Below are 17,443 nucleotides of genomic sequence, written 5' to 3' on the forward strand. Positions count from 1 at the left end.
CGCTTAGTCTATTTTCACGGCATATTGCTTACTAAGCTGTCTATATTGTCTTTGGAATTGGCCCATGCGTATCTTTGCGAGCTGTGTTTGCTTCGGCATTTTGCGCGTCCGTTGCAATGCGGCGCAGTGCGTCGCGCAGATGGTCGGCTTCGGGGCTGGAATCCATGAGTAGTTGAGTGTCTAAATCGCGACATACCCAGAGCAAATGCCATGCAAGATCGTCCCAGTCCGGCGCACCGGTGATGAAGCTAGAGCCGTGATCAGTAGCTTCGATCTCTGAGCGGTACGGGGAGGGGATTCGGGCGGCGACCTCTTCCGGTGCCGCTGTGAGTTGGACGCGAGCCGCGCAGCTGAAACGTTGCGCGATATTGGTGCTTAAAGCTGGAGGTGGGGCTGCGCGAGGGCTAAACCTGCCGCAAGTTCCCCGGCCACAGCGTGATCACCGGCGTCGATGGCGTGCTCTGCCCGCCTGGCATGGCCATTCGTCTCGTCGAGCGGCACCGTTTTCTGGTCGTTGCACCGCGTGCAGACGACGTCTGGCTCAACCACTGCGCGCTGCGCGCCGGGTACGTCTGTCGCAAGTGAACCTCTCCGGCGGTAACGACCCCAAATCACCGCGACGTATGCATTAGAAGACGTGGCCAAGCTACGTGCTGCGGGAGTTAGAGGGTCTGTGCCCGTTAGTCTCAGTCCATCTGTAGCACGGTGCGAAGTTCCTCGAACAGCTCCGGGCGCAGCCGGTGTATGACTGTCCTGCCCTGGCGGCTCTTTTCTAGGAGGCCGGCCTCGGTAAGCATTTTGAGGTGGTGGGAAACTGTCGGTTGGCTTAGCCCGGAGCGTTGCGTGAGTTCGCCCACGCTCATCGGCTCGCAGCCCTCTTCGGCGATTCTGGAGAGAAGTTGTAGTCGGCCGGGGTCCGCTAAAACTTTGAACAGGTCCGCGTAACGCGTCGCGTCGTCTTCGGAGAGCAAGCCGGAGCCCAGCGAGCAGCAGTCGAGGCCGGTGTTTTCTGTGGTGGCGACGTAATCGGTCATTCTTCCTACCTCGTCATATTGACAGTGATAAATATGCTGTTTAGTGTTCGTTTTGAATGCTGTCAATAGATAAGGATTCCAGATGGAAGACACAACCTCTCAGCCGGTAGAGCGTATGTCGTTTCTTGACCGCTTCCTGCCGGTGTGGATCATGCTCGCCATGGCGGCGGGCCTCGCCCTCGGCCGAGCGGTGCCGGGGCTTTCGGGCGCACTTGAGAGTCTCGAAGTCGGAAGCATCTCGCTTCCGATCGCGCTCGGCCTCCTGGTCATGATGTACCCGCCTTTGGCCAAGGTGCGCTACGACAAGACCCGCGAGATTGCCACCGACAAACGTCTCATGACCGTGTCCATCATCTTGAACTGGATTGTCGGCCCCGCGTTCATGTTCGCGCTCGCCTGGATCTTCCTGCCAGATGCCCCGGAGCTGCGCACCGGTTTGATCATCGTCGGTCTCGCCCGCTGCATCGCCATGGTGTTGGTGTGGTCCGACCTCGCCTGCGCTGACCGGGAAGCCACCGCAGTGCTGGTAGCTATCAACTCGGTGTTCCAGGTGGTCATGTTCGGCGTACTCGGCTGGTTCTACCTGCAAATCCTGCCTGCCTGGCTGGGGCTGGAAACCACCTCGGTGAAGTTCTCGTTCTGGGCGATCGTGTCCTCCGTGCTGGTCTTTTTGGGTATCCCGCTGTTGGCCGGGCTGCTGTCTCGCATTATCGGCGAGCGCACCAAGGGCCGCGACTGGTACGAAAACACCTTCCTGCCCCGGATCTCCCCACTCGCGCTGATCGGCCTGCTGTACACAATCGTCCTGCTTTTCTCGTTGCAAGGCGACCAGATCCTCTCCCAGCCGTGGACGGTGGCACGGGTGGCGATCCCGCTGCTGTGCTACTTCGTCGGCATGTTCGCTATTGCACTCTTGGTAGCCAAACTGTCCGGCATGGACTACGCCCAGTCGGCCTCGGTGGCGTTCACGGCTGCCGGCAACAACTTCGAGTTGGCCATCGCAGTGGCGATCGGCACGTTCGGCGCCACCTCCGCCCAGGCGCTGGCGGGCACCATCGGGCCGCTTATCGAGATCCCTATCCTCGTCGGCCTCGTCTACCTCATGCGTGGGATCGGCCCGAAACTGTTCCCGGGTGACCCAACCCTGCCCAAATTGTCCTAAGGAGACGTTATGAAGCCCTCAGTCTTGTTTGTGTGCGTCGGCAACGGCGGAAAGTCCCAGATGGCGGCGGCGCTCGCCGAGAAGCACGCGGGTAGCCAGCTCGGCATCCACTCCGCGGGCACCAAACCTGGCACGTCGCTGAACCAGGAATCGGTCGAGGCGATCGCAGAGGCCGGCGCCGACATGTCGCGCGGCACGCCCAAACCCATCGATCCGGAACTGCTGCGCAGCGTTGATCGCGTTGTGGTGCTCGGCGAAGACGCGCAGGTGGACATGCCCGACGACGCACGCGGCACGCTGGAGCGCTGGCGTACCGACGAACCCTCGCTCCGCGGCATCGAAGGCATGCAGCGCATGCGCCTCGTACGCGACGACATTGACGCCCGTGTGCGCTCGCTTATCGACGAACTCCTGTAACGGCCTTTAATACGCCGGAGTCATCGGGATGCGCTGCTTATTGCGGAACCGTGACGCCTGCATGCGTGCCGGCGACGTGCCGCGGTAGTGGGTGGTGGAGGGGGAGGTTGCGTACTTCGGATTGCTGGACGGTTTTCGGGAGCGTTGCTTCTCGATCCTCACACCGCCGCATTGTGGCACGAATTACACGATTGTGCTTTGTGAGTGGTTGCTTTGTGACCCTTCGGCCTGCGCCCGCAGCCCGTCGATAAACACGTCTACGAGCCACCCCCTGCTACGGGCGAACACCTCTTCTGCGATGGTTGGCAGCGGCCGCGACAGTGTGATGATGCCGAAATGGAAGTCTAGGACGTCGAGGTCGCCGGGGCACAGCCCGTACTTTTTCGCCTCCGTGAGGAGGGGACGGTAGAGGGCTTTTACCTTTTCTATCAGTATGTTTCGTTCCTCTTGGCCCATGTGGGGTGCGAACACGGGCAGGAATTCTTGGCCGACGGCAGGGAAGCCGTTGTCCACCATCTCAGTGATGGCGCAGCGCCACGTCGCCTCGGGGGCGCCGGGGAGGCGGGGAACGTGCTTGTCTACGATCGCGCGCATCTTGTCGATGATGTTTTCCAGCACCGCGCGGTAGAGGTCATCCTTGGTAGGGAAGTGGCGGCTCGCGGTGGCAACACCCACCTCTGCTTCCTTCGCAATGGTGCGCAGCGAGACCTTCGGCCCCATCTGGGCAATGAGCGTCGTGGCCGCCTCTACAAGCGCTTTGTGGTTTTCAGCAGCATCTTTTCGCATATCCGGCACTTTACCCTTGACAACCGAAAAATGAAACAATATGATCCACTTCGTAAAAGCGAAACAGTCTGTTCCACTTGGAGGAAACGATGAGCACAACCGTGGTGCAACAGGAAACCGCCACCACCGATGGCAGCCGCATCAACAACACCAACAGCACCGTGAAAAAGACCATCGCCCTGATTTTGGGCCTGCCGATAATCCTCGGCCTCATGCTGTGGGCGTTTCTTGCGCCCACCTTCGCCTCCGGCCCGGACGGGGTGCCGGTGGCAGTGGCGGGGCCGGAGCCGGTCGTTGAGAAGCTGCGTGCTCAGGCGGAGCAGCAGGAGGAGCACCCGGACTTCGTCGTGGTGAGCTCACAGGACGAGGCTGAAGATATGGTGCGAAACCGCGACGCGGTCGGCGCGATCGCAATCGGGCAGGGCAGCGCCACGGTCTACACCGCTTCCGGTAACGGTGCACCGTACGTGCAGATGCTCAATGGCCTTGCCCAGAACATGCAGTCCTCCGGCATGCCGGTGGAGACCGAGGATCTCGCCCCCACGACCGAGGATGACCCGCAGGCCCAGGGCCTCGCGTTGCTCGGCCTGCCGCTCGCGTTCGGTGGCGTGATCTCCGGAATGCTTGCAACCGTGCTGCTTCGTGGCCGCAAGTGGTCGAAGGTCGCAGTCATCACGGGTGTGTCCATCCTCGGCGCGGGTGTTGCGGTTTGGATGCTGCACGGCATCTACGGCTCGCTCAGCGGCAGCGTGGGCATGGAGTGGCTGGCTATCGCTGCCGGCATCGCCGCAACCTCGTCGGTCACCGCCGGTCTTGGCGCACTTCTTGGCGTGCCGGGTGCTGGCCTCGGCGCGGTGCTGACCATCTTTGTGGCTAACCCGCTGGCCGGCCTGGCCACAGGCCCATGGCTGCTGCCGGCCGGCTGGTCCGCACTGGGCCAGCTCATGCCGATTGGTGCGACCGGCTACCTCGTGCGCTCGCTGAGCTTCTTCGACGGCGCGGACGCGCAGGGTTCCTGGATCGTCCTGTGCAGCTGGATCGTCGTTGGCCTGATTCTGCTGGCCTTCGACCGTTCGAAGGAGAAGACCGCGTAGGTTGTCTCCACCCAAACACCCGTCGAGCGTCGGCGGGTGTTTCTCATGTCCTGTTAGATTCGGCGCACATGGCAACGACGACACAGCTCTATGTTTCTTTCCCCGGCAACGCACGCGAGGTGCTGGAGTTCTACCAATCCGTCTTCGGCGGCGATCTTGAGCTGCTCACCTACGGCGAACAGCTGGATCAAGGGGTGAAGTTCCCCTTCGACCCGCCGTGCGAGGCTATCGCCCACGCCACGCTTACCGGTCCGTTTTCCATTTCGGGCGGAGACGACCTCGAGCGCAATGAAACCAGCCTCAACCGGGGCGACTTCGGCTTCACCGCGTACGTGGAGACGCCGGAGGAAGGTGAGGCGCTCTACGCAACGCTTGCCGACGACGGCGGCAACGCCGTGATCAGTAGCTTCGATCTCTGAGCGGTACGAGGAGGGGATTCGGGCGGCGACCTCTTCCGGTGCCGCTGTGAGTTGGACGCGAGCCACGCAGCTGAAACGTTGCGCGATATTGGTGCTTAAAGCTGGAGGTGGGGCTGCGTGAGGGCTAAACGTCCATGTAGTGACGTGGGGCTCTGCTATCCGGTCGAGTCGGAACGTTCGCCAGTCGTTGCGGCCTCTGTCGAAGGCTTGGAGGTACCAGTACTCTCCTTGGGTTAAGAGCTTGGCTGGCTCAACCTCGCGCTCCGTAGGGGTGGCGGACGGTTTGTGGTACGTAAAGCGCACCAGTACGTGATCTCGGAGAGCGTTGGTGAGCTGCTGGAGCAGCTTTAGATTGCTTTTTTGTTGTTGCTGGGTAGCGGAACCCTCGTGATTGAGTGTGGTCGAGGCGCCTGTGAGCGTATGCGTGATGGCTCGCAGGCGTGGCGGCATGACGTGGTCGAGTTTGGTAAGGGCTCGGAATGCGGCCTCGCCGAATTCGTCGGTGCCGGAAAGGGCGTTCATACGCAGACTGGCCACGAGTGCGATGGCTTCGGAATCGTCGAGCAGGAGTGGCGGTAGATGTCGGCCTGCGCCGAGCTGATAGCCGCCGTCAAGACCGCGGCTCGAATGGACTGGATAACCGAGGTCTCTCAAGCGAGTGATGTCTCTGCGAACCGTGCGTTCCGTGACGCCGAGTTTCGCTGCGAGCTCGTGTGCCTGCCAAGTGGCGCGCGCTTGCAAGAGTCCGAGGAGTTGGAGGACTCGCTGTGTTGTATCCGCCATTGCTCTATTGTGCTTCACACTGCGGACAAGAGCTGTCCGGAAGGCATTTTAGGGTATCGGTGTCATCGTTCGACAGAAAGGAAACCTGATGTACTTCCCACGCAAGGACAATGAGCTGGATACTCTGTGCAACTACCTCGATGCGCAACTCGATGCGGTCCGTGCCAGCGCCTACGGGCTTGATGATGCCGCTGCGCGCCGCACACCACTGCGTAGTGATCTGAGTGTCAGTGGCATTCTCAAGCACGTCACGTTTGTGATGGCACAGTCGCTCTCCCGAGCCGGAAACGAAGGTTACAAGGATGCGGCTGTGGACTTTGCCTCGAGCTTTGTGCCGACCGAGGAAGAAGTGCTGGAGGTTTTGTTGGAGCGCTTCGATGTGGTTCGTGCTGACTTTATGCAGATGAGTCGTGGCGGCGACTTGGAGGCGGAGCTGCCTGTCGGCCCCTTCCCCTGGTATGGCATGGATGAGGCGCGTCCGGCGAAGCTGCGTTACCTCTATGTGCACTATGTGGAAGAGTTCGCGCGGCATGCGGGACATGCGGACATCATGCGCGAGGAACTTGATGGCGCGCAGGCGGCTGAGCTTCTTGCCGCAACCGAGGGGTGGGAGCCTAACGAGTACGTCACCCCCTGGGCGAGGTAGCACGGAGGTTCGAAACCTGTTAGCGTTTCGAACATGCGATTCAATGGAGGCGCGCCACTTTCGTGGTCCAAGCTGGAGCGGATCCTCTCCGGCGCGGAGACGGCTGCACCCGTGCCGGTGCAGCACACCGCGCCTGCTCAGAGCCCGCAGCGCGTGTCGAGCACCTCGCGCGTCCCGTTCGCCGAGCTCCACGCCGTGAGCGCCTACAACTTCCTCTCGGGTGCGAGCGAGCCGGAGGAGATGGTCGCGCGAGCCGCGGCACTGGGCGTCGAGACGCTCGCGCTGCTGGACAGGGACGGTTTTTACGGGGCGGTAAAGTTCGCGGAGGCCGCCGCGGCTGCAGGAGTGGGTACCGTCTTCGGTGCGGAGCTGACCCTGGACGGGCGCGTCCTCCCCGTCATCGCACGCGGGCCCGAGGGCTACAAGCGCCTGTCGCACCTCATGGCGGAGGCGCACATGGCAACGCGCGAGAAGGATAAGGTGGCCTACCCGCCGTTGGAGCTGATCGGCGAGGAACTCGGCGGGACCTGCGTGGTGCTGGCGGGCTGGCAGTGGGCAGAGGAAAAGGGTGCCATCGATCGTCTGGTCGATGCGTTCGGGCCCGGAAACGTCGTGCGCGAGTATGAGGCGTCCATGACCCCGCAAGACGCGGAGCACCACGAGCTTTTGGACCGTCACGACACACTGCCCGCCATTGTTACTGCCGCTCCCGGCGCAGCCACGCGGGAACACGCGCGCCTCGCGCAGGCGAAGCGCGCGCTGGCCAGGCGCGACTCGCTCGCCCAGGCCAACGGCCACCTGCATCCGATGGGTGCGAATTGGCTGCGTTCCGGCGAACAGCTCGCCCGCATGCTCCCGGGCTGCGAGGACAAACTGGCTTACACGGTGGAGCTGGCGAAGCAGTGCGCGTTTACGCTCAACCTGGTCGCCCCGGAACTGCCGCGCTTTGATACCCCGGACGGGCGCAGCGAGATGGAGCACCTGCGCGCGCTCACCCTCGCCAGCGCGAAGCTGCGCTACGCCTCCTGGTCGGAGGAGGTCCGCGCCAAGGCGCTGGCGCAGATCTGCTACGAGCTGGACGTGATCCAGGAGCTGAACTTCCCCGGCTACTTCCTCATCGTCCACGACTTCGTGGAGTTCTGCCGCCGCGAGAATATCCTCTGCCAGGGCAGGGGGTCGGCGGCCAACTCGGCGGTGTGCTTCGCCCTTGGCATCACGAATGCGGAGCCGATCTCTGCCGGGCTGCTTTTCGAGCGTTTCTTGTCCCCGGACCGGGAGGGCCCGCCCGACATTGACATCGACATCGAGTCCGGCCGCCGCGAGGAGGTCATCCAGTACGTTTATGCCAAGTACGGGCGCGACAACGCCGCGCAGGTGGCCAATGTGATTACGTACCGCCGCAAGGGCGCGGTGCGGGACGCGGCTCGCGCGCTGGGGTACGCGCAGGGGGCCGCGGATGGGTGGGCCAAGGGCGTTGAGGAGGTGCCTGGTAGCGTCGATAAGCTTGCTGCTCAGTTTGAAGGGCAACCCCGCCACCTGGGCATTCACTCGGGCGGCATGGTGATCTGTGACCGCCCGATCGCCGATGTGGTGCCCGTGGAGTGGGCGCGTATGGAAGGGCGCTCGGTGGTGCAGTGGGACAAGGACGACTGCGCGTCGGCAGGCTTGGTCAAGTTCGACATGCTGGGCCTGGGCATGCTCGAGGCGCTGCACCACATGATCGACCTGGTGCGCGACACCACCGGTCGCGAGGTGCACCTGTGGGAGCTTTCGCTTGACGACGCCCACGTCTACGACATGCTCTGCCGCGCCGATGCCGTCGGCGTGTTCCAGGTGGAGTCGCGCGCGCAGCTGGGCACCCTGCCCAGGCTCAAACCGCGCGTGTTCTTCGACCTGGTCGTGGAGGTCGCGCTCATCCGCCCCGGACCGATCCAGGGCGGCTCCGTCCACCCCTACCTGCGCAGGCGCGATGGCCTCGAGCCGGTGGTGTACGACCACCCGGTGCTGGAGAAGTCGCTGGGCAAGACGCTCGGCATCCCGCTGTTCCAGGAGCAGCTCATGCAGATCGCCGTCGACGCCGCGGGCTTTTCCGGCCGCGAGGCGGACGCGTTGCGGCGCGCCATGGGCTCCAAGCGCTCACCCGCCAAAATGGCCGCGCTGAAAGCCCGCTTCTTCCGCGGCTGCTGGGAGACCAACCAGATCGGGGAGGAGGTGGCGGAGAAGCTGTGGACCAAGATCGTTGCCTTCGCTGCCTACGGGTTCCCGGAGTCGCACTCGCAGTCGTTCGCGTCCCTGGTGTACTTCTCCGCCTGGTTCAAGCGCTACTACCCGGCGCAGTTCTGCGTGGGCCTGCTGCGCGCGCAGCCGATGGGGTTCTACTCGCCGCAGTCGCTCATCCAGGACGCGCGGCGCCACGGCGTGACCGTGCTGCCGGTGAGCGTGAACGAGTCGGGCCGCGAGGCGCGCTGCCTGGACAACGAGACGATCCGGGTAGGGCTGAACCTGGTGCGCGGGCTTGGCGACGCGGCCGCCGACCGCGTCGAGGCTGCCCAGCCGTTTAGCGGGATCCCGGACCTGTCGCGCCGGGCGGAACTGAAGGTGGAGCAGGTCGAGGCGCTCGCGCGCGCCGGGGCGCTCGACTGCTTCGACGTGGACCGCAGGCAGGCACTGTGGCAGGCGGGCGTGGCCGCCACCGAGCGCGAAGGCATGCTGCCCGGGCTCTCCGCCATCGACGCGCCCGCGCTGCCGGGGATGAACGCGTTCGAACTGCTCGCCGCCGATGTCGCCGCCACCGGGGTAACGCCGGATGCGCAACCGATGGAGGTACTGCGCGACCAGCTCCAGGCTGCGGGGATCCTGCGCGCGGTGGACCTGAAGCGCGTGGAGGACGGCACCCGTGTGCGCATCGCCGGGGTGGTGACGCACCGGCAGCGCCCGCACACTGCCCAGGGCCTGACGTTTTTGGGGATGGAGGATGAGACGGGCTTGCTCAACGTGATGGTCTCGCCCGGCCTGTGGGGCAGGCAGCGTGTGCTCGCGCGCACGTCGCGGGCGTTGATTGTGCGCGGCATCGTGCAAAACGCTACCGGCGCGGTCAGCGTGGTGGCGGACAAGTTCGAGCCGCTCGAGTTAGGGGAGTGGCTCTCGCGTGGCTCCCGTGACTTCCGGTAGGTGGATGTTTTTCCGGCCCGAGGCACCGGAGAAAAGTAGTGGTCCTGTTCTGAGCTCTTGCAGGACTGTAAACTTTCACGCATGAACGGGTCAGTAATTCGATTGCGTGTGGACGCGGAACAGAAGCGGCGACTGGATGAGTTAGCTGCGAAAACGGGGCGGCCTGGTTCCTACTATGTCCGACAGGCGCTTGAGGCTCACCTCGATGAGCTGGAATACGTACAAACGCTTGAAGCAGAAGCTGGGGCCGTACGTCGAGGTGAAGTGAAAACTCTTTCACTCGATGAGCTTGAGGCTGAGTGCGGCTTGGGAAATTAACTTCACTCCACGAGCGGCGAAAGCATTTCGAAAACTCGATAAAGCAGCGCAGCGCCGAATTTCTTCAACGTTGCGTGAAATAGCAGAGCTGGAAGACCCACGTTCGCGAGGAAAGCCACTTGTAGCGAACAAAGTAGGGTTATGGCGATGGCGAGTGGGGAATTTTCGGGTCATCGCAGGATATTCACGATCAGCAGGTGATTATTGTTGTCATTGACGTAGGACACCGCAGCAGCATCTACGGCTGAAATTATGACCGCACTCGTCACGCGGACCCGCGCCGTTTCACCGGTAGGGGGCTTTTGGTAGGTTGACCACCATGTCAACCACCCCGTCTCCGCTTGAACCCGCGGTTCCGCAGCTGCCGACATCCGTGGAACAGATGCACCGCGTTTCGCCAAAGCTGATGGTGCCCAAGCTGGTATCCAACACCATTTGGGCCCTGATCGTCCTGGGGTTTCTGGGGTTCGCGTGGTGGAAGTGGGGCTGGGGCTGGGCCATCCCGCTCGGGGTGTGCGCGGTCTATTTTGTCTGGCAGTACTTTCTGATTCCGTTCCAGGTGCGCAACATGGGGTGGTTGGAAACCGATGATGACCTGGTGTTGAGCAAAGGCAAGATGTGGCACACCATGACGGTTGTGCCTTACGGGCGTGTGCAGTTTGTCGACGTCACCTCCGGGCCGGTCTCGCGCGCCCTGGGGCTGAAAAAGCTGGAAGTCAACACGGCGTCGACTACCTCGGATGCGAGTCTGCCTGGACTTCCCGCAGCGGATGCGGATGCGCTGCGCGACCGGCTGGCCGTCAAGGCGTGCGAACGGATGAGTGGCCTGTGACTCAGTCTGCGCAAGACCAGAAACAGCACCAGCCCGAGTACCGCCGCGTCCACCGCCTGACCCCGCTGTTGCGCGTGTGGACGACGCTGCTCGCCCTCCTGGCGATCGCGGTGTTCAACTTCACCATGCCCATCTACAACTGGCTGGATGAAGAAGACGTTGGGCTCACCGAGGCAGGCTGGGCGCTCGGCGCCGTCGTGCTCGCCCTGCTCGTCATCTTCGGGGTGTCGCAGCTGTGGTGGGCGCGCACGGGATTCCGCGTTGACGACGAGGAGATCGAGATGCGCCGCGGCGTGCTCACCACGCAAATTCGCACGGCGCGCTATGACCGCGTGCAGGCCGTGGATATTGTCGAGCCGTTCGCCCCGCGTCTGTTCGGCCTGGCCGGCGTGCGTATCGAGGCCGCCGGTGGTGCGCAGGCCAACATCGAAATCGCCTTCCTCCCACGTGGCGAGGCCGAGGCGTTGCGCCGGGAGATCCTCTCGCGCATGCAGGGCCAGGCCCCGCTTGACGACGCCACATTTACCGTCCCCACCGCATCCCCCGACCTCGTCGCGCCGATCCCCATCAAGCGCTCGCTGGCCGCGGCCGCGCTGCAGTTTTCCACCCTGTTTACCGTTGCGTGGGCGATGATCCCCGTCTTCTCCGGGCTGACAATTGCCGCGGTGCTGCCGGTGCTGGTGAGCTTCATGCCACAGATCTGGCGCACGATCGACCAGTCCTGGCGCTTTAACTCTTCGCTCGACGGCGACGTGATCAACCTGACCTACGGGCTGGCCAACCGTCGCCGCCAGGCCGTCCCCGTGGACCGCATCCACGCGGTGCAGCTCAAGCGCCCCATGCTGTGGCGCCCGTTCGGCTGGTGGCAGGTCACCGTGACGGTGGCGGGGTACGGCTCTGAAATGAACAAGGCCTCGGGCACCTCGAAGCTCCTGCCTGTGGGCACCTACGAGCAGGCCGCCCGCGTGATCGACGCGATCGGCCCACTTACCGCTGCCGAACTCACTGCACCTCGAATCTCCACCGCGACCGTCTCAGCGCGCAGCCCGCGCCAGGCACGCTGGGTCTCCCCGGTGGACTGGCGGCAGCAGAGCGTCGCAGTGGATAGCGGCCGAGGCGTTGCGCGCGTGACCTTCGGGCGGCTGACCCGCCGCTTCCAGGCAGTCAAGATCCCGCACATCCAGGAGCTCACCTACAGGCAGGGCCCGTGGCAGCGCCGGCTTGGCCTGGCGCACGTGCGCTTCGACCTCGTCCCAGGCGCGGTGAAGGTCACCGCCCGCGACCTAGACGACGCGCAGGCGCGCACGCTTGTCGACGCCCTCCGCGCCCGCACCCTGCCCGCCCTGGAGCCCACGGACGTGATAGGTGAGGATGCGGTTGATGGGGTGGCAGAGGGGCGTCGATAAGCGGTGAGCTAGGTGTGGAGGGTGAGGCCCCAGTGCTCGATGGCCCCGGCGATCTCCATCCCACCCAGCATGGTCTTGTTGGTGTCCGAGCCGTTGGAGGTCACGCCGAGCGCCCACGCGCCCTGGTTGTTGACAGCGAAGATCGCGCCGCCCGAATCGCCGCGGTCCGAGATGTTGCGGAAGTAGAACTGCCCGTCGTGGCCGATCTCGGTGAACTCGCCGCAGGAGTAGCCGGTGGTCGCGCCGAGGCGGCAAATCGCCATGCCCTGGCGCTGCGCCTCCTGCGGGGTGATCCAGCCTTGCAGCGGGCGGTCCAACGGCAGCGAGGACGAGTACTGGGATTCGCCAGAAAGCTCGATGAGCCCGATGTCCGCGCCGAATTCGGTGGTCCGCTGGTCCTGCTGCCACAGCGACTCCACCATCGTGCCCGCGCGCGTCCAATTGCCGTTGGAATCCTTGACGTAGAAGTCGTCGCCAACCAGGCCACAGTGGCCCGCGGTGATGATAAAGAGGCGGTCGCCCTTGGATGCGAGGAAGCCCGTTGAGCACTCAGTGTCCGTCGTGGCGTTGTGGATCATGCCGCCTGGAACGACCCCGCCCGGCGCCTGGAGCCATTGCCAGTCCGTGGAGTTGTGGTAGTAAATGCCCAGGTTATCGTCGCGTCCGCGCTGGCCGGACGCGTCGTTGTCCGGGTCGATCGCGCGCCGATCGATGGGTGGCTCGGCCGAGCGCTGCGCGGAGGACGCGGTCGATCTGGACGTGGTCGGCTTGGATGAGGTCGAGGTATCCGCCTCGACGGGCGCATTGAGCATCTCCGAGATCTCGGCGGCGGCGGAATTCTGGGAGGAGGTCGTGGGCTCTGAATCGCCCGGGTCGCCCGAGTCGCCGCAGCCGGCCAACAGCGCCGCGGTGCTGAGCGCGGCCGCGACTGCGGCGAGGCTGCGACGACGCTGTGCCGTCAGAGTGGGAAACATGTGCGCCTCTTTTCAAAGCGTTGTGTGTAAACGGGGGAACAGGGGCAAATCCTAACAGTCGGGGTGTACGCTACATCACTATGAGCGGATCTGAGTCGCACGAACGTGCGACAGTGCTGAGTGCAAACGTCGCCCGCCCGCAGCGCGACCCGGGCGGGGCGGCGCGGCAGAGTGGCATTCATAAGCAGCCTGCCGAGCGGCTCGACGTGATCATTCCGGGGCCGCACTACGGCGACGGCAGCGGCGTGGTCGGCGACACGGTGGGGGACACCGCTCACCACGGCGGGCTGCAGAAGGCGGTCTACGTGTTTAGCCGCGAGCGCCTCGACTGGTGGGGCAACCAGCTGGGGTACCCACTGGACAACGGCATGTTTGGTGAGAACCTTACGACCCTGGGCATCGACTGGACCGCAGTGCTGATCAACCAGCGCTTCCGCATCGGCGAGGTGGAGCTGGAGGTGAGCGTGCCGCGCTCGCCGTGCCGCACGTTCGCGGCGTGGATGGGGGAGCCGCAGTGGGTGAAGGCGTTTACCTTAAGCGGGGACTGTGGCTGCTACTTTCGCGTGAACAAGGAGGGCGCGATCACGCCGGGCGATGCCATCGAGGTGCTGGACGAGCCTTCGCACGGGTTCACCATGGGCGAGGCGTTCCGTGCGAAGATGGGCGACGCGGAGTTGTCGCGGCGCTTGTGGGAGCTACGCATCATGCCACCGATGTATCAGCAGCGGTTGGACGCCCGGTTCGGGTGAGGCTTGGCCTAGACAGGCCTACACCCCACCGGGGAACCCCAGCTGCCGCCACGCCTCAAATACTGCGACGGCCGCCGAATTAGACAGGTTCATTGACCGCCGGCTGGGCAGCATGGGAATCCGCACCTGGTCAGTGACCTTTGGGTGGTGGCTGTGTGCCTCGGACAGCCCGGTGGGTTCGGTGCCAAACAGGAGCGCGTCGCCGTCCCGGTAGGCAACGTCGTGGTAGTACGTGGTGGCCTTGGTGGTGAACGCGAAGATGCGCGCTCCGTCCAGCGCGGCAAAGCAGGCCTCTATATCTGGGTGGATCTGCACGTCCGCGAGGTCGTGGTAGTCCAGGCCCGCGCGCTTGAGGTGCTTGTCGTCGAAGTTGAAGCCGAGGGGCTCGACCAAGTGCAGGACGGCACCAGTATTGGCGCACAGTCGGATCGCGTTGCCGGTGTTGCCGGGGATGACTGGGTTATCAAAGATGACGTGAAGTGCGCACACACCGACAGTCTAGGATGGGGTGCGTGACTGCGATCAAATTGGACGGAAAACTCTACCGCGAGGAGATTTTCGCGGACCTTGAGGCTCGCGTTGCTCGTCTCAAGGAGGAACACGGCGTGACCCCGGGCCTGGCCACCGTGCTGGTGGGGGAGGACCCGGCGAGCCAGAACTACGTGCGTATGAAGCACCGCGACTGCGAGGAACTCGGCATCGCCTCCATTATGAAGGAGCTGCCAGGCGACACTACGCAGGAGCAGCTCGAGCAGGTGATCACGGAGCTGAACGAGGACGATGCCGTCACCGGCTACATCGTCCAGCTCCCGCTGCCCAAGCACCTGGACGAGAATCGCATCCTCGGGCTCATTGATCCGGCCAAGGACGCCGACGGCCTGCACCCGGTGAACCTGGGCAAGCTCGTCCTCAACGAGCCCGCCCCGCTGCCGTGTACCCCGAACGGCTCGATCAAGCTGCTCGAGCGCTTCGGCGTCGACCTGGACGGCGCGATCGTCTGCGTCATCGGGCGCGGGGTGACCGTCGGCCGGCCGATCTCGCTGATGCTCACCTCCCGCGACGTCAACGCCACCGCCGTCCTGTGCCACACCGGCACGAAGGACCTCGCCGCAGAAACGCGCCGCGCCGACGTTATCATCGCCGCCGCAGGCAAGCCGCACATGATTACGGCCGACATGATTAAGGAGGGGGCAGCGCTTCTCGACGTCGGCGTGTCCCGCGTCGACGGCAAGACCGTCGGCGACCTGCACCCGGATGTGTGGGACAAGGCCGGCTGGGTCTCCCCGAACCCGGGCGGCGTCGGCCCGATGACGCGCACCTTCCTGGTGCGCAACATCGTGGAAAGCGCTGAGCGCGCCGCCGGCATCGCGTCCGACGCGTAAAGGTTGGGGCATTCGTGTTCTCACTCGATAACCCCCACGACATCGGCAACCCTCCCTCGCGCCTCCCCGATTGGGCACAGTGGGCGATGGTTGCCCTCTTTGTCGTGGGGTTTGTCGCCTCCGCACTGTTCGCGGCCACGGAGCACTGGCGCCGCGCGACGTTTGTGCTGGGGGCGTCGATGATGTGGCTCGCGGTGATGCGCTACGCCTGCGACTCGCGCATCGTCGGCTTGCTCGCCGTGCGCTCGCGCCGGGCGGACGCCGTCTTCTGTGTGTGCTGCGGGCTGGCCATGGTGCTACTCGCGGGTACCGTCGACTCGCTGGGGTCATGATTTGTGGCGGCCACCGGCGGACCGTGTTCACACAAACTTCATACGGGATTTTCCCGGAAGTAACATTGAATGCCTACCGTCTACCGGGTGTTTGTAAAGAAACGGTCACTTCCCGCGCTTGCGCTTTGCGTTGCCGCAGCGCTCGCGCCCTTTCCGCACGCGGGTGCCGCGGCGGTTGCGGCCCCCGACTACCAGGTAAAACTCCGCCTGAGTGATACCGCCGTCGGCGCGGACGGCGCACCGTCCGCGCAATTCCGCTCCTTCTTCGACGTCCGTGAATCCTCTGGGGCGGAGCAGTCAGTGTACTTCGACACCGCCGACGGACTCCTGGCCAACCACGGGTGGACGGCGCGCCTGCGATACAAGGACGGCGCGCAGGGATACGACGTGACGTATAAATATCGCCTGCCACTCGAGGGCAATTCGGTGTCCTCCGAAAGCGTCGGTGCCGGGCTGGAGGAGGCCCGCAAGCAGAACTTTGACGCGTCGGACACCAACTACGCGGCGCAAGTGAACGCGAGCTACGCGACGTCGACGCTGGACTTCAGCACCAAGAAGAGCGCGGCGTGCGTGACTGCGCAGTGCGAGATTCCGTCTGCCGATAAGGCCGTGGCAATTGTGAAGGACCTGGAACCCGGGAAGTTTGCAAAGGCGACCGGCACTACGCTGGCGGCGTCGGACCTCAAGATGACGCAGACCGTCGAGCAGCGTACGTGGCGCGTCGAGATCGGCGGCGTGAAGACGGATCTGGAGATCGCCACATTCGGCGGCCAGGTGTGGGCCGAGATCTCCGAGGAGGAGACCTCCCGCAAGGACGCGGTGCGCAAACGCGACACACTAGTTGCGGAGCTGGACCGGGCAGGCCTGCTCGTGCACGAGGACGCATTTAAGACCGGCAACGTGATTGAAAGCGGGTGGCAGCAGTGACGACGGCGCAGGTCGAATTGGACAGCGTGCGGCGGGAGTTTCCTGACGGGACGGGGTTGCACGCGACGTCGATAAGCATTGCGAAGGGCGAGTTCGTCTCCATCCTCGGGCCCTCTGGCTGCGGCAAGTCCACGATGCTGCGCTGCATCGCGGGGCTGGAGACGCCGGATGCCGGCACGATCACGTTTGCCGGGCGCGAGGTGTTCGGGCCGAAGACGAACACCCCGGTGAACAAGCGCAACCTGTCGATGGTGTTCCAGGACCTGGCGCTGTGGCCGCACATGACCGTGGCGAAGAACGTGGAGTTCCCGCTGACCACGGGGGCCGCGAAGGTGGACGCGAAGGAGCGCGAGCGCCGCGTGGCGGAGGCCATGGAGATGGTCAATATTGCCTCGAAGGCGGACCAGCGGCCGAACGAGCTGTCCGGCGGGCAGCAGCAGCGCGTGGCGATCGCGCGTGCGCTGGTGTCGCAGCCCGACCTGCTGCTCATGGACGAGCCGCTGTCCGCGCTGGACGCGGCGCTGCGCACCCAGATCCGCAGCGAACTCACCCGGCTGGCGTACGACCTGGACCTCACCGTCATTTACGTCACGCACGACCAGGCCGAGGCGCTGGCCATGTCGGACCGCGTCGCCGTGATGAACGAGGGCGAGGTCCGTCAGTTCGCCGCGCCGGTGGAACTCTACGACCACCCGGCGGACTCGTTCGTCGCCGGGTTCGTCGGCGTGACCAACACGCACGACACGCTACCGGACAACCGACCCGAAAACGTGCAGGTCACGGTGCTGGATGATGGAAAGCGCCCGGAATCGCTTCCGGAGAACTCCGTCATTGGCGAGGTCGTCGAGCGGCAGTACACCGGCGGGCGGTACGAGATCCGCTGCCTGGTGGACGGCGCCCCCGAGCCGTGGCTCGCCTACACCCGCGCGCCGATCGGGCGCGGGGATACCGTCCTGCTGACGGTGACCACACCGTAACCACCCGTCATCACGTCCTCCTCCTGGGCCGACC

At 64.4% G+C, this 17,443-nt stretch carries 21 protein-coding genes and 2 pseudogenes; 17 read left to right on the plus strand and 6 right to left on the minus strand.

The features are described from left to right. Positions 1–435: 435 nt before the first annotated feature. Positions 436–585 carry a hypothetical protein gene (locus OVO38_RS01475; RefSeq protein ID WP_267207577.1) on the plus strand — a complete coding sequence of 50 codons (150 nt, stop codon included), beginning with the start codon at positions 436–438 and terminating at the stop codon, positions 583–585. Between the two features lie 101 nt (positions 586–686). Here the strand turns inward: OVO38_RS01475 and OVO38_RS01480 are convergent, their stop codons facing one another. Next, on the minus strand, positions 687–1,034 hold the full coding sequence (locus OVO38_RS01480) for an ArsR/SmtB family transcription factor (RefSeq protein ID WP_267207578.1): 348 nt from the start codon (positions 1,032–1,034) through the stop codon (positions 687–689). An 82-nt stretch (positions 1,035–1,116) separates the two neighbouring features. Here OVO38_RS01480 and arsB point away from each other — a divergent pair, with 82 nt between their 5' ends. Together arsB and OVO38_RS01490 are read left to right on the plus strand one after the other, a co-directional pair. Further along, complete coding sequence (gene arsB, locus OVO38_RS01485) at positions 1,117–2,196, plus strand: ACR3 family arsenite efflux transporter (protein ID WP_038589861.1); 1,080 nt, start codon at positions 1,117–1,119, stop codon at positions 2,194–2,196. 9 nt (positions 2,197–2,205) lie between these two features. Then, positions 2,206–2,613, plus strand: a complete 408-nt coding sequence (locus OVO38_RS01490; protein ID WP_038589864.1) for a low molecular weight phosphatase family protein — start codon at positions 2,206–2,208, stop codon at positions 2,611–2,613. Positions 2,614–2,796: 183 nt separating this feature from the next. Here the strand turns inward: OVO38_RS01490 and OVO38_RS01495 are convergent, their stop codons facing one another. Beyond that, positions 2,797–3,399, minus strand: coding sequence for a TetR/AcrR family transcriptional regulator (locus tag OVO38_RS01495; protein ID WP_095536510.1), 603 nt, complete (start codon positions 3,397–3,399; stop codon positions 2,797–2,799). Positions 3,400–3,488: 89 nt separating this feature from the next. On the opposite strand from OVO38_RS01495, the gene OVO38_RS01500 reads away from it, so the two are divergent. Together OVO38_RS01500 and OVO38_RS01505 are read left to right on the plus strand one after the other, a co-directional pair. After that, positions 3,489–4,493 (plus strand): ABC transporter permease, encoded by a 1,005-nt coding sequence (locus OVO38_RS01500; RefSeq protein WP_231699057.1) that lies wholly within the window; start codon positions 3,489–3,491, stop codon positions 4,491–4,493. 68 nt (positions 4,494–4,561) lie between these two features. Further along, positions 4,562–4,912, plus strand: a complete 351-nt coding sequence (locus tag OVO38_RS01505) for a VOC family protein (protein ID WP_233126926.1) — start codon at positions 4,562–4,564, stop codon at positions 4,910–4,912. 12 nt (positions 4,913–4,924) lie between these two features. Here the strand turns inward: OVO38_RS01505 and OVO38_RS12425 are convergent. Next, a pseudogene (locus OVO38_RS12425) lies at positions 4,925–5,362 on the minus strand (WYL domain-containing protein); the annotation flags it as partial. Here OVO38_RS12425 and OVO38_RS01510 point away from each other — a divergent pair. Beyond that, complete coding sequence (locus OVO38_RS01510) at positions 5,333–5,491, plus strand: hypothetical protein (protein WP_233126927.1); 159 nt, start codon at positions 5,333–5,335, stop codon at positions 5,489–5,491. The pseudogene OVO38_RS12425 and the gene OVO38_RS01510 overlap by 30 nt on opposite strands. 30 nt (positions 5,492–5,521) lie before the next feature. Here the strand turns inward: OVO38_RS01510 and OVO38_RS12430 are convergent. Next, positions 5,522–5,695, minus strand: a pseudogene (locus OVO38_RS12430) (HTH domain-containing protein); the annotation flags it as partial. An 88-nt stretch (positions 5,696–5,783) separates the two neighbouring features. On the opposite strand from OVO38_RS12430, the gene OVO38_RS01515 reads away from it, so the two are divergent. From OVO38_RS01515 to OVO38_RS01540, 6 genes are all read left to right on the plus strand, one after another. Beyond that, positions 5,784–6,341 carry a DUF664 domain-containing protein gene (locus OVO38_RS01515; RefSeq protein ID WP_095277736.1) on the plus strand — a complete coding sequence of 186 codons (558 nt, stop codon included), beginning with the start codon at positions 5,784–5,786 and terminating at the stop codon, positions 6,339–6,341. 33 nt (positions 6,342–6,374) lie between these two features. Further along, positions 6,375–9,512: an error-prone DNA polymerase gene (locus tag OVO38_RS01520; protein WP_267207579.1), complete on the plus strand. Its 3,138-nt coding sequence runs from the start codon at positions 6,375–6,377 to the stop codon at positions 9,510–9,512. A gap of 81 nt (positions 9,513–9,593) precedes the next feature. Then, positions 9,594–9,830 (plus strand): ribbon-helix-helix protein, CopG family, encoded by a 237-nt coding sequence (locus tag OVO38_RS01525; protein WP_154879662.1) that lies wholly within the window; start codon positions 9,594–9,596, stop codon positions 9,828–9,830. Further along, positions 9,796–10,047 carry a type II toxin-antitoxin system RelE family toxin gene (locus OVO38_RS01530; RefSeq protein WP_267207580.1) on the plus strand — a complete coding sequence of 84 codons (252 nt, stop codon included), beginning with the start codon at positions 9,796–9,798 and terminating at the stop codon, positions 10,045–10,047. Before OVO38_RS01525 ends, OVO38_RS01530 begins: the two co-directional genes overlap by 35 nt. Before the next feature lie 102 nt (positions 10,048–10,149). Continuing rightward, positions 10,150–10,662: a PH domain-containing protein gene (locus OVO38_RS01535; RefSeq protein WP_267207581.1), complete on the plus strand. Its 513-nt coding sequence runs from the start codon at positions 10,150–10,152 to the stop codon at positions 10,660–10,662. Continuing rightward, positions 10,659–12,068, plus strand: a complete 1,410-nt coding sequence (locus OVO38_RS01540) for a PH domain-containing protein (protein WP_267207582.1) — start codon at positions 10,659–10,661, stop codon at positions 12,066–12,068. The genes OVO38_RS01535 and OVO38_RS01540 overlap by 4 nt, the downstream gene beginning before the upstream one ends. An 8-nt stretch (positions 12,069–12,076) precedes the next feature. On the opposite strand, the gene OVO38_RS01545 is transcribed toward OVO38_RS01540, so the two are convergent. Next, positions 12,077–13,042 (minus strand): hypothetical protein, encoded by a 966-nt coding sequence (locus OVO38_RS01545; protein ID WP_095277728.1) that lies wholly within the window; start codon positions 13,040–13,042, stop codon positions 12,077–12,079. Between the two features lie 80 nt (positions 13,043–13,122). Between OVO38_RS01545 and OVO38_RS01550 the strand changes: the two genes are divergently transcribed. Next, positions 13,123–13,791, plus strand: coding sequence for an MOSC domain-containing protein (locus OVO38_RS01550; protein WP_095277725.1), 669 nt, complete (start codon positions 13,123–13,125; stop codon positions 13,789–13,791). An 18-nt stretch (positions 13,792–13,809) separates the two neighbouring features. Here the strand turns inward: OVO38_RS01550 and OVO38_RS01555 are convergent, their stop codons facing one another. Further along, positions 13,810–14,280 carry a tRNA (cytidine(34)-2'-O)-methyltransferase gene (locus OVO38_RS01555; RefSeq protein WP_095277722.1) on the minus strand — a complete coding sequence of 157 codons (471 nt, stop codon included), beginning with the start codon at positions 14,278–14,280 and terminating at the stop codon, positions 13,810–13,812. Between the two features lie 23 nt (positions 14,281–14,303). Between OVO38_RS01555 and OVO38_RS01560 the strand changes: the two genes are divergently transcribed. The 4 genes from OVO38_RS01560 to OVO38_RS01575 all read left to right on the plus strand — a co-directional run bounded on the left by OVO38_RS01560 (position 14,304) and on the right by OVO38_RS01575 (position 17,409). Further along, on the plus strand, positions 14,304–15,173 hold the full coding sequence (locus OVO38_RS01560) for a bifunctional methylenetetrahydrofolate dehydrogenase/methenyltetrahydrofolate cyclohydrolase (RefSeq protein WP_186439346.1): 870 nt from the start codon (positions 14,304–14,306) through the stop codon (positions 15,171–15,173). A 14-nt stretch (positions 15,174–15,187) separates the two neighbouring features. After that, the gene (locus tag OVO38_RS01565) at positions 15,188–15,505 is read left to right on the plus strand and encodes a DUF3017 domain-containing protein (RefSeq protein ID WP_267207583.1); all 318 of its coding nucleotides are present in this window, start codon (positions 15,188–15,190) and stop codon (positions 15,503–15,505) included. A 69-nt stretch (positions 15,506–15,574) separates the two neighbouring features. Further along, positions 15,575–16,432, plus strand: a complete 858-nt coding sequence (locus OVO38_RS01570; RefSeq protein WP_133064808.1) for a hypothetical protein — start codon at positions 15,575–15,577, stop codon at positions 16,430–16,432. Beyond that, positions 16,420–17,409 (plus strand): ABC transporter ATP-binding protein, encoded by a 990-nt coding sequence (locus tag OVO38_RS01575; protein ID WP_233125501.1) that lies wholly within the window; start codon positions 16,420–16,422, stop codon positions 17,407–17,409. Before OVO38_RS01570 ends, OVO38_RS01575 begins: the two co-directional genes overlap by 13 nt. Positions 17,410–17,443 lie beyond the last annotated feature (34 nt).

This window comes from Corynebacterium sp. Marseille-P8863 (genome assembly GCF_946902955.1).
GTDB classification, from domain to species: Bacteria; Actinomycetota; Actinomycetes; order Mycobacteriales; family Mycobacteriaceae; genus Corynebacterium; species Corynebacterium gottingense.